The 16,324-nt window shown below is 60.3% G+C and carries 14 protein-coding genes and 4 pseudogenes; 7 read left to right on the plus strand and 11 right to left on the minus strand.

Translation table 11 applies throughout. The annotated features are described in order from the left end of the window. Window positions 1-16: 16 nt before the first annotated feature. The 4 genes from AC0L2A_RS10755 to AC0L2A_RS10770 form a co-directional block, all read right to left on the minus strand. The gene (locus AC0L2A_RS10755) at window positions 17-418 is read right to left on the minus strand and encodes a DUF3085 domain-containing protein (protein WP_473608752.1); all 402 of its coding nucleotides are present in this window, start codon (window positions 416-418) and stop codon (window positions 17-19) included. 15 nt (window positions 419-433) lie between these two features. Then, entirely contained in the window at window positions 434-1,036 is a 603-nt protein-coding gene (locus tag AC0L2A_RS10760; RefSeq protein ID WP_473608732.1) for a DUF1419 domain-containing protein, read from the minus strand. A gap of 182 nt (window positions 1,037-1,218) precedes the next feature. Further along, the gene (locus tag AC0L2A_RS10765; RefSeq protein ID WP_473608734.1) at window positions 1,219-2,142 is read right to left on the minus strand and encodes a DUF3991 and toprim domain-containing protein; all 924 of its coding nucleotides are present in this window, start codon (window positions 2,140-2,142) and stop codon (window positions 1,219-1,221) included. Between the two features lie 218 nt (window positions 2,143-2,360). Then, a complete protein-coding gene (locus tag AC0L2A_RS10770) occupies window positions 2,361-2,543 on the minus strand; it encodes a hypothetical protein (protein WP_473608735.1) in 183 nt (60 codons plus the stop codon). A 195-nt stretch (window positions 2,544-2,738) separates the two neighbouring features. On the opposite strand from AC0L2A_RS10770, the pseudogene AC0L2A_RS10775 reads away from it, so the two are divergent. Then, a pseudogene (locus tag AC0L2A_RS10775) lies at window positions 2,739-3,898 on the plus strand (IS110 family RNA-guided transposase). 557 nt (window positions 3,899-4,455) lie between these two features. Here the strand turns inward: AC0L2A_RS10775 and AC0L2A_RS10780 are convergent. Further along, window positions 4,456-5,634, minus strand: coding sequence for an MFS transporter (locus AC0L2A_RS10780; RefSeq protein ID WP_473608736.1), 1,179 nt, complete (start codon window positions 5,632-5,634; stop codon window positions 4,456-4,458). A gap of 102 nt (window positions 5,635-5,736) precedes the next feature. On the opposite strand from AC0L2A_RS10780, the gene AC0L2A_RS10785 reads away from it, so the two are divergent. Then, window positions 5,737-6,621 carry a LysR substrate-binding domain-containing protein gene (locus AC0L2A_RS10785; protein WP_473608738.1) on the plus strand — a complete coding sequence of 295 codons (885 nt, stop codon included), beginning with the start codon at window positions 5,737-5,739 and terminating at the stop codon, window positions 6,619-6,621. A 763-nt stretch (window positions 6,622-7,384) separates the two neighbouring features. Here the strand turns inward: AC0L2A_RS10785 and AC0L2A_RS10790 are convergent. Then, window positions 7,385-7,537, minus strand: a pseudogene (locus AC0L2A_RS10790) (TauD/TfdA family dioxygenase); the annotation flags it as partial. A gap of 288 nt (window positions 7,538-7,825) precedes the next feature. Between AC0L2A_RS10790 and AC0L2A_RS10795 the strand changes: the two are divergent. Further along, window positions 7,826-8,620 carry a tyrosine-type recombinase/integrase gene (locus AC0L2A_RS10795; RefSeq protein WP_473608739.1) on the plus strand — a complete coding sequence of 265 codons (795 nt, stop codon included), beginning with the start codon at window positions 7,826-7,828 and terminating at the stop codon, window positions 8,618-8,620. 131 nt (window positions 8,621-8,751) lie between these two features. On the opposite strand, the gene AC0L2A_RS10800 is transcribed toward AC0L2A_RS10795, so the two are convergent. After that, window positions 8,752-9,294, minus strand: coding sequence for a hypothetical protein (locus AC0L2A_RS10800; protein WP_473608740.1), 543 nt, complete (start codon window positions 9,292-9,294; stop codon window positions 8,752-8,754). A 78-nt stretch (window positions 9,295-9,372) separates the two neighbouring features. Between AC0L2A_RS10800 and AC0L2A_RS10805 the strand changes: the two are divergent. Further along, a pseudogene (locus AC0L2A_RS10805) lies at window positions 9,373-9,493 on the plus strand (SOS response-associated peptidase); the annotation flags it as partial. 719 nt (window positions 9,494-10,212) lie between these two features. On the opposite strand, the gene AC0L2A_RS10810 reads toward AC0L2A_RS10805, so the two are convergent. After that, a complete protein-coding gene (locus tag AC0L2A_RS10810) occupies window positions 10,213-10,530 on the minus strand; it encodes a hypothetical protein (protein WP_473608741.1) in 318 nt (105 codons plus the stop codon). Between the two features lie 290 nt (window positions 10,531-10,820). On the opposite strand from AC0L2A_RS10810, the gene AC0L2A_RS10815 reads away from it, so the two are divergent. The 3 genes and pseudogenes from AC0L2A_RS10815 to AC0L2A_RS10825 form a co-directional block, all read left to right on the plus strand. Continuing rightward, complete coding sequence (locus tag AC0L2A_RS10815; protein ID WP_287381639.1) at window positions 10,821-11,030, plus strand: hypothetical protein; 210 nt, start codon at window positions 10,821-10,823, stop codon at window positions 11,028-11,030. A gap of 36 nt (window positions 11,031-11,066) precedes the next feature. After that, on the plus strand, window positions 11,067-11,390 hold the full coding sequence (locus AC0L2A_RS10820; RefSeq protein WP_473608743.1) for a hypothetical protein: 324 nt from the start codon (window positions 11,067-11,069) through the stop codon (window positions 11,388-11,390). A 528-nt stretch (window positions 11,391-11,918) separates the two neighbouring features. After that, window positions 11,919-12,687 (plus strand): annotated as a pseudogene (locus AC0L2A_RS10825) (IS701 family transposase); the annotation flags it as partial. A 620-nt stretch (window positions 12,688-13,307) separates the two neighbouring features. On the opposite strand, the gene AC0L2A_RS10830 reads toward AC0L2A_RS10825, so the two are convergent. The 3 genes from AC0L2A_RS10830 to AC0L2A_RS10840 all read right to left on the minus strand — a co-directional run bounded on the left by AC0L2A_RS10830 (window position 13,308) and on the right by AC0L2A_RS10840 (window position 16,239). Then, a complete protein-coding gene (locus AC0L2A_RS10830; protein WP_473608754.1) occupies window positions 13,308-13,925 on the minus strand; it encodes a hypothetical protein in 618 nt (205 codons plus the stop codon). 769 nt (window positions 13,926-14,694) lie between these two features. Beyond that, window positions 14,695-15,624 (minus strand): TauD/TfdA dioxygenase family protein, encoded by a 930-nt coding sequence (locus tag AC0L2A_RS10835; protein WP_473608744.1) that lies wholly within the window; start codon window positions 15,622-15,624, stop codon window positions 14,695-14,697. A gap of 351 nt (window positions 15,625-15,975) precedes the next feature. Beyond that, window positions 15,976-16,239, minus strand: coding sequence for a DNA -binding domain-containing protein (locus AC0L2A_RS10840; protein WP_164895833.1), 264 nt, complete (start codon window positions 16,237-16,239; stop codon window positions 15,976-15,978). Window positions 16,240-16,324: the final 85 nt, after the last annotated feature.

Genomic DNA, 16,324 nt, shown 5'->3' on the forward strand with positions numbered 1-16,324 from the left:
GCCCGCCGACGGAGCGCTAGTCTCGCTCGATCACGAAGAGCTGCATCGAGTCCTGTAGGAACGCGATGCGCAGATGCGTGCAGCCGGGACTGGCTGCGATCAGGGCCTCAAGGCCTGCGGCGTCGAGAAAGTCCACGCCGTCGTCGCCGCCGAACGTTCGGCGTTTGATCTCGAACCAGTCGTCGTTCTTGCGCGGATCGCATTCCTCGGCGTAGGCGACGAACGGCTTCGCCCCCTTGGCGAGTTCGCCGTTGGAGCAGAGGTAGACGCCGTGGTCTCCGACGAGCCAGAGGCCGGGCTTCCGGTTATCGGCGGCGGATAGTCCGAGGTGGGGATCGCGGAAGCCGCCATTGGCTTTCGCGTCGACAATGCCGCGAGCGATGACCTCGCGGACGGCGGTGATGGTGAAGGTCAACATCATCTCAGGCCTCCGTCACGCCGCGATTGCGTCGGCGAGATAGCGCAGATGCACGGGCAGCTTCGCCGCGATCTCCGGATCGGTAAGGTCGTCCAGCAGCTTCAGCGTAGTGCCCTGGCCGCCGCCATAAAACATCACCGTGCGCTTGCCGCGGTCGCGTTCCGGCCAGCGCTCACCGGCGTAGCCGCGATAGTCGTCGTGGGTGCTCGACCAGATGTGCTCCAGGCGCTCCTCGCGGGTCATCGCCCGAACGGGACGGGTTTCGCGTTCGACGATCGCATCGCGCATCCGCTCAGGCGAGCCCTTGTCGAGCAGGTCGCAATAGCCGTGGAAATACCGCGTGCGGCCATCGATGTTCAGGGCGTTGAAGATGCTGGTGATGCGGTCGGTGAGAAACTCACGCAGCGCGAACATCTCGCCTCGCATCCAGAGCGGCGGCAGGATCTCGAACATGTAGTCGTGCTCGGCCTGTGATATCTCGAACCATTCGCCGCGGTACAAAGCACTGGCATCGTCCTGGAACCGATCAGGACGCTGAGCGTGGCGGTCGAACATGCGGAACATCTGCCGGCGATCGGCGATGCCGCGATAAACCTTGCGGACGGACAAGAGGGTCATGGGTGGGCTCCTTTCAGCCTCGTCGGGCTGGAGCGCGGCTCATCCTCTCGATGTCGCCATCCTCTTCCGCCCTTCCTGACCCCTCCTCCGCGGCCGCCTCTCCGTCCGGCCGGGTCAAGGGCCGCGAAGCGGGCGCCGCTTTACCCTTGACGCGGCCGGCGGGCATGCGGCAGCCAGGCTTCTTATTTCCTCTTTTCTCCCTTTACCCGGTTCTTCACCCTTGCCTTGAGTTCGGCGTTCCAGTCCTCCTCGTCCGGCCGGAGACGTTCAAAGCCGCAGCCAGCCTCGCGGGCGACCGCTTCGAGGCGAACCGCGTAGGTGTCGCCCTGCGCGTTGTTGTCCGTGGCGGCGACCAGCAATAGGCCCTCCCGCGCCGCCAGCAGCCGGATAGCCGCATCGGTGACGGGAGCCCAGCCGCCCCCGGTACTGACATAGAGGCTATCGCGGCGAGTGCTCTCGAGCGCGGCGAGGCTCATGGCGTCGATCGCGGCCTCGGTGACGCAGAGGCGGAGCGCATCGCAGGGGCCAAACCGAAACAGCACCTTCGCGCCGCCGGTCGAGAAACCGCGCCATTCCGGACCGCGTTCCTCCCAGCCGGTCACAACCCCCTCCCCGTCCCTGTGAGCGGCCCACATGCTGCCGCGAGGGCCCTCCCGCAGCAGATCATGACGGATGGCGGCGCTGATCACGGCTTCCGGAAGATGGCGGTCGTCGCGCAGGTAGCGCCATGTCGTCGATCCCGGCCAGGGCTTACGGCGGCCGCTCCAGCGTTCGGCGACGCCGAGATCCGGCCCGCGCTTCCGGGCCTGCCTCTTCCACACAGGCTCGCGCGGCTCGTGGCCGACCAGCCGGGCGACCAGCAACGTCGCCTCCGCGAAACCGACCCCATGCAGATGGGTCATCAGCGAGAACACATCCCCCTTCGCGTCGGAGAGCGGATCGAACCAGCCTTTTCCGTCATGGATCACGACGACGATCTGGTCGCCGTGCCGGTATTTGACCGCACGTCGGGTACTCTCCTTCAGGTCGATCGAGTAACCAGCGTGATCCAGCGCGGCCGCGCAGGCCACCCTTTGTCGAAGTTCATCGAGTTCGTTCTGTTCCATGTCCCTCTTTCGTGCGCCGCAGGCGCCCGCCTTCCTTCAGGTTTTCTTTCCCGCATCTTGCGGGACGCCTTCCGGATGCCGCGAAGAGCAAAGGCGGCAAGGGCGCGGCTGCCAATGTGTGTTTTTGCACCTCGCGCCGCCGCCCGCGGGCCAGCCGCGGCGCAGCTTCCCTTGCCGCCGCAAGCTCGCAAGTGGCACCTCCGGGAGGAGACGCCGGCTCAATGAGCCGGCCCGTGTTCAAAGGGATCGTATTCGGCGAGGGTCTCGACCTCATCGTTGTCGAGTTCGGCGCTCGGCAGGACGCCGAATTCGTCGCCGGAGCGGAAGAGCGTGACAGGGACCATGAGGGTGCGGGCGAGCTGGAAGGCGTGGCTTTGGGCGAGGCAAAGATCGTGCGGCATCTGAGGGCTCCATCATTGGAGCGGGCCAATTCCCGCTCGATGGCTCCTCAAAGGTTGGGCTCCGGGCGCGATCACCGCAAAGGCGAAGCCGGCGCGGCCGCAGCTTGCTAGATCCCATGGGTGGAGGGCGGCCGGCGTTTTTGCAGAATGAGGCTGCTTGATTCATCCCACTCATTCTGAAGGCGACCCATGCATATGATAGACCAACCCGTAAGGCCGACCGCCATCCGCACTGATCTCCGCGCAATATTCGTTTCGTTGGAACTCAGCCGATCAACCTGGCTGGTAACCTCGTTGTCGCCGGCGAACGGAGAGAAGATGTCAAAGCATTCCGTACGGGCTGGCGATACAGCCGGGCTGTTCGCGCGATTCACGCAGCTGCGTGAGAAATGCCGCCAAAGAACCGGCTCCAGCTTTCCGATCATCACCATTCAGGAGGCCGGTCTCGACGGCTTCTGGCTACATCGCGTTCTGGAAAAGGAAGGCGTCGAGAGCAATGTCGTTGACCCGGCATCGATCTCAACATCACGCCGGCGCCGGCGAGCCAAAACTGACCGTATTGACGGTGAAACGTTGCTGCGGACCTTAATGGCCTACAAAGAGGAGAGCCTCGCGTATGCGCAATGGTGCACGTCCCATCACCCGAGGAAGAGGATCAGCGGCGAGTTTCCCGCGAGCGCAAGACACTGACCGGTGAGCGCGTTACACACGTAAATCGGATCAAGGGCCTGCTGTATTCACAGGGAATATCGGGCTACGAGCCGCTGCACAAAGACCGCCGCAAGCGCCTCGACGAGTTGAAGACTGGAGACGGGCGCGACCTACCTGTCCACCTGAAAAGACAGGTCAGCCGAGAGCTGGATCGCCTGGAGCTGCTGCTCGAACAGATCAAATCTGTAGAAGCCGAACGCAATGCGCTCCTTGGGTCTCAGGTCAAGAAAGCCAACCAGCCTCAGGTCGAAATGCTCCTGGGCATCAAGGGAATTGGCGCTGAGGTCGCAACGATTTTGTGGACGGAGGCACTATATCGCCATTTCGATAATCGCCGCCAGATAGCCTCCTACGCGGGTCTTGCCCCTACGCCGTGGCAAAGCGGTTCAATCGATCGGGAACAAGGCGTGTCGAAGGCCGGCAATCCCCGACTCCGGGTCACGCTTGTACAGACGGCTTGGCTCTGGTTGAGGCATCAACCGAATTCCGCGCTCTCCAAGTGGTTTCGCGAGCGTACGCAAGCCAATCATGGTCGTCGGAAGAAATCGACGATCGTGGCGCTGGCGCGAAAATTGCTTGTGGCACTTTGGAAGTACGTGACATCAGGTGTGCTGATGGAAGGCGTCATCACAAACAAAGTCTAAGTTCTCAATCCTTCTCGAAATCTACCGGGACCTGATCAGTTCTGGCAGATCCAGGTCGACGAACCGGGGGTCCGCATGGCTAACCGCCGTTTTGCTAGAATGGTCTCGTCGTCCTGAGCCTGGCCGCCGTATGCGGGATATTGGTGCAGCCGACTTTTACCGGCGACCGGATGTGAGGTTGATAGGCTCAGCTGTGAGCCGTGTCATGGAATTGGCTCAGACCTGGATTCTGAAATTCTCCGGAGGTTAGCATGCAGCATTGACAACAAACGTCCCATGTGAGCGGACCCCTTCAGGGGTTGATCGTGGAAGATCCGGAGCTGGACCAGGAAGCCATCTCAAGAGAGCGGGATTGGGCTGCGGGCCGAGCCCGCGTGCCGGCCGATCGGCTCGCACATTGAACACGAGCTGGACTGGCAGATTTCCACCACGAGGTCCCTTTCCAGATGTTCGAGGTCCGAGGGGCGACACACGCGGCAGTCGCTCGCAGTCGAAGCCGAGCGGTTGTAGTTGTCTCGACATGCATTGCGAATGGCACGATCGAGCCATTGCGGATATCAGCGGATTTGATGCTTCTGCCATTCCGGCTCGACCGGCCGGAATAGCCAGAGGCCAGCGCAGAGCGCCGTCAGATAGACAACCGCTGCTGCCCCGAATAGACCCTTCGCGCCGAGCGCATTCATCATGCCGCCGGCGACGACGGGGCCGATGACGGCGGCCAGAGCATAGACGGAGGCAAGGGCGGCGGTGGCCGCCGTCAGCATCTCAGCCCGGAAGCGGTCGCCGATCAGCGCGAGCCCAGCGGTGTAGAGCCCGTAATTCGAGCCGCCCCAGACCAGCATCAGCCCGGCTACGGGCCAGAATCCCATACCAGGTCCGGAGACCAGCGGCAGAGTGCATGCGAGCGATAGGCCGCAGCAACCAAGGACCGTGCGGCGGCGGCCAGCCTTGTCCAGCGCCAGCCCGATCAGCGGCTGCCCGATCACCAGGCCGACATGGAACACCGCGGCGAGCAGCACCGCCTGCGAGACGTCGAAATCGCGATCGAGCATGATGACCGGCATGAGGCTGATGGCGATGGCATCAATCATCGAGGCGATGAAGAGAAAGCCGAAGGCTAAAGGAAAGGCTGTGGTCGCCGACACGATGTGGCGCGCCGATCCCGGCACCACCAAGCGGCTCACCGGCCGTTCCACCGCGGCGAACGGGATCAGCGCCATCAGCGCTATCGCGGCGCAACCGAGGAGAAGCGCGGCCGGGCGGTCGGGCATCAGCGCGATCATCGCGGGACCGAGTACGAAACCGAGGGCATTGGCAGCGGTATAGACGCCCATGATCTGCCCGCGCCGCTCTGGCGCCGCAGCCGCGTTCAGCGCCGTTTCGGCGACGATGAACATGAGACTTGCACCGCAGCCCAGAATCACGCGGGCCGCGAAGACCGGCCAGAAGTCCCGCAGGAAGGCCAGTGCAACGAGCGCCACCGCCAGCAACCCCACGCCTGCCAGCGCCGTTCGACCCGCGCCCAACCGGCGGGCGAGGCCGGGCACCAGCACCACGCCGGTCATGAGGCCGAGGCCGGTCGCTGCCGTATTCAGGCCATTGAGCGCGCCTGACACGCGATCCGATAGCAAGAGACCCAGAAGCGGATAGGTGGTGCCCATCGCGAGGCCGTAGATCGTCACGCCGAGAATCAGCGCTACGATCATCCGGGTTTGGGGGTTCTGCGCACGGGTCATGGCATCCTCCTGGCGATGGGGATCCCAGGAAATCGCGCGAATTGAGCTTTCACTCAAACGACATTTTTTGCTGCAAGCGAACGCTTTTGTTATGCTGGTCTCATGCGCAAACTGCCCAACCTCAACGCCACCCGCGCCTTCGAAGCAGCTGCCCGGCATGGCAGCTTCGCTGCCGCGGCGAACGAACTGGGCGTCAGCCATGCTGCCGTCAGCCGCCACGTGCGCAATCTGGAGATGGAACTGGGCGTCGAACTTTTCGAGCGTCATGCACGCCATGTCGTGCTGACCGGCGAAGGCAGCCTCTTCGCCCGCACCGTCGCCCGGTCCTTCGCCGATCTGGCGCTCGGCGTCGGGCGCCTGAAACGCGGCACCGCCAAGGGAACAGTGGTTCTGGATGTGGAAACCGATCTGGCGGTCTTGTGGCTCATGCCACGCCTGACGGCGCAGGCGCTGGAGGCGCTGCGGGTCAACGTCGATCTCCGCTGCCGCCCGGACCCGCCGCGCAGCCTGCCCGGCGATGTCGACCTGGTGCTGACTTGGGGACCGGCGGCGCTGATCGGCTTTCGCTCCGAGCCCTTCCTTGATCTCAACGCGTTCCCGGTCGCCTCGCCCGCATTGATCGCCAAGGGCCCAGATCCGGCCTCACGAGGCTTCTACGCTGCGCACAGGCTGATCCACGAGCGCGGGCTCTACTGGTGGCGACGCTATTGCGAAGCGGCAGGCGTCATGCTGGACGATCTCGACAACCACCTGTTCTTCAACCGCACCCATCTGTGCATCGACGCGGCGCTCGGCGGCCTTGGCATTGCCATCGGCGACCATCTCTCCTGCGGCCAACATCTGCGGTCGGGGCGTCTTGTTCAGCTTCCCGGCCCAGTGCTGCCGGGACGGGAACAGTATCATCTGCTGACCCCTGACACGGCGCACCTGTCACGGCCCGCGCGACAAATGCGCGACTGGTTGAGGAAGGCAGCGACGCAGAAATGAATGAGGCTGAAAGAACTCAGCCAAGGCTGATCTGTCTGCAACTCGGTCGTTTCGCAGGGGAGCTTTCGGTGGCCGCTCGCGACCCTGGCTGCCCTTAATTGCTGGTGGTCCCCGCCGCACGCACTGCCTTTTCAAGCGCAAAGAACGCGTGTTTATCAGGGACGGAACCACGTCCGACAGGACATAGAACGCCTGGCACCGATTGCAAACAGCGCTTCCCGAGGCCTTTTGTCGGCCTTCCATCACCTCGGCGAAGCTCCGCCCGGCTGCGGATGCTTTCAATTGAGGTCGCGTACCAGATCCAAGGCTGACGTCAACTTCGCCTGCGACTCTGTTGTGTAGCCGGCGATTTCCTCCGTCACCTTGGCCGCCTCCTTTGAGGGACGTGCCGGATTTCAGCGAGCATGCGGTGATCATTGCCGCGGTATGTGCGGGTGTGTTTGGCCCGAATGGCCGCCGCTGCCTTCGCCATGAAACGTCGCGTGAACTGGCCTACCGGAACGGTACACTCCAAAGCCGATGAGGCCGCGAGGTCATAGACATTGAATTCGTCCACGATGACCTAGGCCGGCGTATCGAGATTCGCGCTCTTCGCCTCAGTCTCCGGATCTCGACGCAACGCCGGTCAGGTCCCGATCCCGGCTCAAGCATCTGCACGGATCACATCCCAAAAATGGCGGGCCGGTCCTGGAATCGAGCCGTCGTCGAGAGATTTTCGCGGCCGCGGAGGCTTCGCCGTCTGCTGTCCGCAGGGCGAAGCATTGTGTTTTAGAAGAAGCTGGTTGATGGCTGCTATCGCTGCGTCCGAAAGGTCTCCGCCAAGGCGGACGCCTCTGATTTCAGCTCCAACACGGCTGGTCAGCGGTATAACGTCGGAGTCAGGAATGGTCAGGTTGACAAGGACTGGATTGCTCATGGGGATCTCCTGATTGATCTTGGAACGGACAGCAAGTCACATCCGGCCCGGGGAGCCACTTAACGCCTCAAAGCCTTACATTCCAACGTTTGCAAGGGTTTGCGCTTCCCCCGAGGTACACCTTCAGGTACACCGAAGGGTACACACGGGAATGATGATTTTAGTGCAATATCTTCAGAAGCGCGGCAAAGCCGGATGGCGTTATCGGCGCAAAGTACCCCCCGCCCTCAAGGCGTTTCTCGGTCGAGGTGAGATTGTTGTGCCGCTCGGAAAACCGAGGCCGAAGCATTGGCGCGGTACAAGAAGGTCCATGCCGAGGCGGATCAGCAACTGAAAAACGCCGCACAGCGGATCAAAGCGCCTCAGGCTGCCTCACTCGGGACCGTAGACACGCCTCTGGACCAGTTCCAACGCGCCGATAAGCAAGTCAGGCAATGGAAGCTTGACCCCGATTGGCAAGGCGGCGGTAGGGATTTCGACCACGAAGTGGTGGCGAGAGACGTTATAGCCGAGAGTACGCGTCGCCCTTTCACCCTGGACGAAGCCGCAGCGATACGCGCCCGTCTCATGTCATCCGCCAAGGACGACCTTCAGCACATCTGGAGGCTCTTGGATGGCACGGGCAGCCGCCTTGCAGAAGCTTCCGGGCTCAGAGTGTCCGACGTACACCTCGATCATGCATCGCCGCACATGACGGTCGAATGGCATGCCGACCGGCGCATTAAAAATAAAGTGTCTCGCAGGAACGTCCCGCTAATTGGTGACGCCCTAGAGGCAGCTCGGGAGGCCGTTGAGGCGGCTGGCGAGGCCACTATGCTGTTTCCTGCCTATGGGAGGCCGCGTGGTCCGGCGTCAGCCTCCGCTGCCCTCGGCAAGCATGTCCGCGCCTGTGTCTCTGACCCGAAGGCCACCACCCATTCCCTTCGTCACCTGATGAAAGATCGGCTGCGGTTGGCCGGCGTCACCAAATCAGACCAAGACATCGTCCTTGGGCACTCCTCGGGTAGTGTTGGGGAGGACTACGGCGGGGATGAGGTACGGCTTGAGGTGGCCAGGCGGGCACTGAAGAAGGCCCTAGCGTAGTCTTTCCGACCCCGGAGCCCAGCCAAAAGCGGTGCCTTTTGTGCCCCATACAGCGGAACCACTAGGCTTTCGCTGGTAGTCGTTCCCAGCGATTGTAGCGGGGGTGGCCGATTGCACTTTGGGCTCGTCGACTAACTTGCAGGTTTCTGGACAGGAAACTCATCTGTGACGATGCCGGGGCAAACGACCCTCAAAAATATCTTCTCGAGGTAATCCCCAACCGGAACGAAGAACATGAATTTCGCGATGATCTGGTCATCTCCCTCGCGCAAGGCGAACAGATTTTGCTCATCGGCAATTGCATCCTTGTGGTCTGCATATTCCCTATCATTGGCCTTTAGAACTCCACTGCATCCTAACAAAGAGTTGGTTCCCGTCTTATCAACTATCGCCTGCACATGGATTTGAAAGCTGTTATTTGGCCGCTCGGGCCCTCCAAACCCGGCGGGATTTACGTCAGCTATTTTGGCTTCTCGAATGCTCACGTGGATTGGGGTGCTTTTGCCGGACAGTCCAGATAACCCCGCAACTGCGACACCCAATAGCTTCTGTATATCCTCTGAGAACTTCGCAATCCCCCCAACGACCCCTGCCGTCACCACGATTGCGCCGATGATCAAAGCTACTTTCGATCGTTTAGTCGAGTTTCCCTTTCCCGCCCCCTGCTCCGACATCTATTTCCCCTTGTTGCTGGTTACCCGCGATAGCCGTTGTACCTAGCACAGCGTGGTGGTTCTGTGCATTCTCTCGTTATGTGCAACCTCTACAACCTCACCACATCGCAAGAAGCCATCCGCCAATGGACCCGCGCCTTGCGACATCTTGGGCAACCTTGAGCCGTCCATTGACATCTATCCCAACCAACTGCCCGGCGGTGCGTACTCTGAATAATTCGTACTTGATATGGTGTTGTTTTCTATTCTTCCCATTGATCGCGTCCTGTGATTTCAAAAAGAACGAAAATCGTCTCGATCTTTCACGCGTTTTTACAAATGAAAGGAAGCTGGACCTTCGTCAGAAATTCCCAGATCAGCAAGTAATTTGCCTTTCATCTAATACAGACTATGGCATTGATAGTATGGGAGACATACCACGCTTTAGCGGCAACATCGACATGAGAAATATACCAAGTACTAAATCTGATAGCATACTTATATTAACATATAAATCAAATAAATTGAGTTACATTGAAGGAGTATTTGAAGATTCCAAAGGGATGAACATCGTTACACGATATGCACGAAAGCGCATCGTTGCCTACAAGCAATGTAGCGACGCCGCCTCCGCTGTGGCAGAATGCGTCGATATCGCAGGCCGAGACTCAGGCTGCATATTTCTGTTCCCGAGGATAGGTAAATGATTGAGCTCCCCTCAGCATGGCAATGACGATGATCGACATGTGGCGAAAATTCCAGGAGCGAAGAAAGACTGGTGCATTGGCCTGGCCTTCCGCCGAGATTTCCCACCGTTCCAAGTATTATCCAACTGCGTTGCCGACGACATCGGGACGGAATGCCTGAGGCAAACCCGCCAATATCGTCCCGGCTAGGGGAGCCTAGTGTCCCGTTTGGGTCGAAAGTTGGGTTCCTTTGCTATTCATCTCTCCAGATCACCCGCCGCACTGTCCTTATTTCGGCCAGCCGCCTGACGCGAATGCCCTGCCGCTCCCGACCTGTTGGGTTTTGCGTCTCGACATGCATGAAATCGTGCTTTCCGCATCGCGCGCAGCTCATTCTGCTTCCCATCAGGTCGGCCTCGATGTCCCCGAAGATTTCCTTCAGGTCCCCCGGCTGATACCAGCGCTTGACATTGCAGAGTCCGCATTGAACTCGCACGAGCTGCCCGACCTCATGGGCATTGCTGAGCTTCCATTCGCTGCCGCGTTTACGTCTTCCACCAATGTCAGGCATGATCCAGAATAGGAACTCATTCCTCCTCTGGTCAATTCGCTCTTGACAGTTTTGTTCCTATTTTGTTCACTGTGCCCCATGGAACTTTTGGAGGTACTGCCATGGACCGCATTGTAACATTGGACAGCCGCCAAGAGGCCGCCCTACAGGCTACGGCCGACAGGTTTGTTTCCGTCTACAGGGCGACGTAATGAAGGCGCTCAAGGAAATGATCGTCCTCAACGGCCACCTTCAGGAGCGGCTTGACGCACTCTCGGCACCGCGCCGGGCAACGCGATAGGAGGCACCAAATGGGCATAATGCATCTGGACCCCGAGGCCAAGGCGGAACTGCACTCCGAAGCCGAGAGACTCATCGCTCGCTACGACAGCCCGCTTGAGACGGTGAAGGCGCTCATGGCTTACAATTGTGAGCTTGAGACCCAGATCGTCGCTCTCGCGCACCGGCATCCGGGCTTGGTGCATGTCAGCTACGACGACACGCCACCAGTCCTGGGGTGACAGCCGTGGGCGCTCACGCGAGGACGATGTTGCCCGATGCATGACCTTATCGCTTTCCTAGAAGCCAACTCGGCGCTGGTGCTGGCGAACCCGGCCGTCTTTGCGACGTTTGCAGTTCTCTTCGGAGGTGGGGGCTTCCTAGTCGGCCGCTACTTGCTGACCGAGCGTATCGCCAATCTGGAAAGCCGAATAGCAAGACGTGACGAGGAAATCGCAGACCTAAAGGGCGAACAGAAAGCTCCGAAGCGGGAACTCTCGATGGTGCCTTTGATCGGTGCCACTGCGATTTATCCCAGTGAACCGGAGCGTCTTCCCATGCCTGCTGCCCAAGCCGAACAGCAACCAAATGTGACGCACTAGGTACGGCATGAGGCCGATAGCCATCAGCAGCTTCATCTCCAGATTCCAGATGGATCCAAGGACGCGCCCGACAATAGGGATCATCTCGTTCAAGGAGTCCTCGACGCGCTGGTAGTCTCCACGAGGGTCCGCCGGCTGCTCAAGGGGTGCCTGGGCGGCCTCGAACACCACTGGGTCCAGCAACGAGCCGGTCGCCGGCGCCTTAGCACCCGTCCATTTCGCCGGCATCAGCCACCCGATGACGAAGCCGATGGGGCCGAAGACGAATGCTCCACTGACGGCACTACCCAATGCCGCGACACCTGTGCTGAGGCCGATGAAGTACCCGAGGCCGCCGAAGATGGCCAATCGACAGACGGCGCGGTCTGAGCTTCCCAGAACGGCAGCAGCCTCGCGTGCCGGCCACTACGGTATACCTTCGTGAACCTGCCGCTTGACGTGTGCACTATCCGTCACTCTGTATTGTTCACCAACTCTCAAAGAGGAAAGTGAACACTCATAATCATCGGATACGCCCGCGTTAGCTCCACCTTGGCTTACGCGAGTCGCTACGGCCAAGCGCTGGTCGATCGTCGCCTTATCTGCCGGAGAGCTGACAAAGGATCGGGGGCGATGTGCCAAGGCGTCGATCCCGGAGACGGTCGAATTTGCGGCCAAGCCGAAGATGGCTCGCGCCATGGTCGAGGCGGCGCTCGATGCCGGCGTCCCGTGCGTTTCTGGGCGACGCCGTCTACGGGGCCGACAGTAGCCGTCGCCGGATGCTGGAAGCTCGCGAGCAGCCCTATGTCCTGGCGGTTCGAGGCGCTCACTTCATTCGTCGTGGGGGAATTGTCGGTTGAGGGAGCCTCGCCGAGGAACTGGCCAGCGAGCTCGCGCCTGAGGACTGGGTCTGTCATGCGGCAGGTGAAGGCGCCAAAGGGCCTCGGCTCTACGACTTGGCACGCATCCGCCGCCCGTGGACGTCAAATGACGGCTTGCAGCATCGGCTTATGGTCCGCCGCAAGCGATCGACATCGACAGAAAAAGCCCACTACCTGGTCTTCGCCCCGCCCGGATCCGCCTTGGCCGAATTGGCGGCGGTGGCCGGCCTACGCTGGGGGGTCGAGGAGTGTTTTGAGCGCGCCAAGGATGATCTCGGACTTGATCATTGCGAGGCTCGGTCCTGGCACGGATGGCATCGCCAAATGAGCCTGTGCATGGCCGCCCTGGCGTTCTTCTCCAAGCTGTCGGCTGATCTTCGCCACAGCGCATGGAGCAACCGAACCAAACGAGTCCAAAGGAGCCAATCGCCGCCTGATTCGGATGACTGCGCTGGTCCCGAGCGTCCCCGAGATCCGATATCTCCTCGCCCGGATCCTCCATCTTCCCGCCGACACAAAAGCCCTTCATCATCATCGGCTGGTCGCTATGGCTACGGCGACATCGGGCCGCGGCCACCATCTGTCACTACAAACGACGCGAATATCCGCAACTGTAGTACTAGGAAGCTGGTTTCGAGTGGTAGGGCTTCGGCTACTCTGCCGGACGCTGCCGATGGCTTAGCCAAGCGATCATGCACTTTCCAACTCTTATGGGGTTGCGAAAGATCGAGTTGGCGGATCAACCAGAAATTCGAGATGCGATCCTTCACATCAGCGAACCCGGAGAGCGGATGCGCTGGCGTCGATCGCTTCCTGACGGTCAATTTCGACAGCATGTTGTGGGGGCGGGCGCAGGCGAAAACGGTGCCAACGCCGACTATACGGGGCCGAATGCTTGCCCTGGAGGGCATCCTCAACGATTTGTGGCGCCGGCAGTGACACTTTCATCGCCCTACCGGGCATGGTGGATTCCAATTCGCCTGCGATGGCTACGACGACGATGTCTATGTTGGTGGTCAGCAACGATCAGGACCATGGATCGAATGGAAGGTGCCGCTTATCTCGTTGCCTTGGCACGATCAATCGCCTTCTCAGTCACGCGATTGGCAGAGTTGTTCTTGAGGCGCGCGCCGGCGAGCTCGAGGAGCGCGTAGGCTATTTCGTTCTCGGTCCAGCCGGATTCCGCTGCCCGCTCAGCCAATTGCTGAAAGGCCGGTTCCAAGGCGAGTTGGCATTGAAGGCGGCGATCCGGATGGTCGACCGGGCAGCTTGGTTCCACGATCGCAACGCGTGATCGCTTCATTGCAGGCCATGGGCTCTCGCCCCTCTCCTTTTGCCACACGAGGCGCGCCAGCTCACGTGTCGTTGGTGAGCGCCACGGCAACCGCTTCATCTTGTCAACCAGCCGCTCCAGCGATCCGGCGCGTTCCAGCTCCGCAAAGAAATGGTGCGGCGTGACGCTACCGAGCCGGTGCATCTCGGCCAGGTTCCACACATACGGATAGTCGACCATGAAATCGGATCGAGGCGAGGCCTTGGACGGTTCAGCCTTGGTCAGAATGCCGCCGCCCACGAGCCGATCAGCCTTCTCGATGATTTGACGCACCCTCGTTTTCGACAGGCTATGTTCCTGCGCCAGGTCGGCGAAACTCTTGCCCTTCAGAAAGCCTTCCACCAAGGCTACGTTCCTATCGACGGTCGGGCTAAATCTCCAGCAGGCGCGCAGTTTTTCCAGTATCATTCCGTTCGTTCATCCGGTTGTTCGCCCCGCTTACAAACCCTATCCGGCCAAATCGGCGCTTGGAAGATAAGACTCATATCATGGCGTACGTCCGCTGCGAAAACTGCCAGGTGATTATGTGAATACGAAAGATGCGGGCGATCGCCACGATCGTTGTTGACCGCCGACCTCGCGAATGTCGGCTTCGACGGCACACGTCGAGGCTCGATCCATCAGGATCGGTGTCGACGATTCTATATTTGAGGAACCCAAATTCGTTTGACTCGCGCATTCGCTGTACAGCGTATCATCGCAAGCGCGGGATTGCGACATCCTGCGAAGTGCCCGCGTTGCTGGAATGGATTTTGGGGAAGTAAAAAGGGCCCCTGCGCTGGGTCGCGCGCCGGGGCCTTCAGGCATGTACGAGCTACCAGCATGTCGAGTTATGATCGTGCGCTATTATAATGAACAAACGGTGAATGATCGCTATCCGGGGTGCAGGCGGGCGAGATGGTGGGGCGGTGAGGGCCCTGTACCGCAGCAGCGAGGCCACGAGCAGCGACCCGAGCCATGCGCCACGCTGCAGGACCTCGATTTCGGGGCAAGCCTCGAGCCAGCAACTCGCCTTGCTTCTCGGAATCATAAGGCTTTGGGGGGACGGTTAAGCAGCGCGATATGGCCGCGGCGATCACGAAGTTTAATCATCTTTCCCCTGTTCAAACGGTCAGGCTGCCTTCGCCGCCGGCTTGGCTGCCTTGACATGGGTTATACTGCGGCGACCGTCGACGCCGACCGGAACGTCACCGTCAACCGTAGCGCGACGCACAACCCGGTGCTGGTCGCCATAGTCGTTGACCGCATAATGCTGGGTAGCACGGTTGTCCCAGATAGCGACGTCGCCTACTTGCCAGCGCCACCGCACGGTATTTTCCGGGGCAGTGACGTAGGACTGGAACACCTCGTAGAGTTTGGCGGAATCGCTCTTGGAAAGGCCGACGAGGCGCTGCACGAAATTGCCGAGCAGCAGCGACTTCTCCCCGGTTTCCGGATGGACGCGCACGACCGGATGCTCGGTCTCGTAGATCGTCGATGTGAAGACTTCCTCGAAGTGCTTCTTCTCTTCGGCTGTGGCGCGCGGGCGCACGGCTGCGTAGTCGTAGGCATTGCTATGAATAGCCCACAGATTGTCCGCCAATATTTTGAGCGGCGCCGGCAGATTCTCGTACGCGGCGTGCGTGTTGGACCAGATCGTGTCGCCCCCCGCCGCCGGAATGACGACGCCACGTAGGACCGAGAATTTCGGATAGGCATCGACGAAAGTCACGTCGGTATGCCACTGGTCTGCCCTGCCACCGCCACGGCCGGAATCTAGATTGAGGATTGAGGCCGTGCCGGCTGCCGGCCCCTGCGTGGGATGAGGTACAAGGTCACCCAGACGCCGCGCAAACAATTCCTGCTCCGCATCGTCGAGATGCTCCTGGCCGCGGAAGAAGATCACCTTGTGTTTTAGAAGAAGCTGATTGATGGCTGCTATCGCTGCGTCCGAAAGGTCCCCGCCAAGGCGGAAGCCTCTGATTTCAGCTCCAACACGGCTGGTCAGCGGTACAACGTCGGAGTCGGGAATGGTCTGGTTGACAAGGACTGGATTGCTCATGGGGATCTCCTGATTGATCTTGGAAGGGGACAGCAAGTCACATCCGGCCAGCGGATGTCGCGCGGCGTTGAAAGTCTCATCGCGAGTCAACAGAGCTATTGAACAAGATAATCGACTTAAACATAGAAATAATGTTCCAAATTAAACTGGCTCGACGAAAGAGCCGTCTCCGTTGCTCCGGTCTCGGTGTTGAGTTCTCTCTGGGCAAGGAAACGGCGCTAGATGGGGGTTCGATGGTGCAAGATCCAGCGCCGGATCAGGAAGGCCATTGCGGAAGCAACGGATCGCCTTGCTAGTGGACGCCTGGACCAATCTGCTGCTGAGGAGAGCGGGGCTGCCGCCCATTCTCCGTTATCCCGCGAACAATTCTTTGTACCCTGTCGTCACCATCCAGTTCGCCCGATCGAGATGGCTTCGCGCGGCTTTGCGGGCGCGCTCCGGTTCCTGTACCGGATCGATGCCGAGGATCTCCTGCGCCATCTCCTCATAGCTGGCATCATCAGCGGCCGCATCCAGGAACCTCAGGTACAGCGTGTGGTGCTGCTTATCGTACGTGGTCAGGCTGTCGGACCATGGCACTTCTTCCTGGATTGCCGGTTTCGTTCCGACTTTCATGGCAGTTCGGTACTCCATCATTATTTCAGTGGGATATTCCTTCGACAGGTTAGCCAAAGCAGACAGCAATCATAGTCCTAAATGA

It is taken from the genome of Mesorhizobium sp. WSM4844, assembly GCF_055811775.1.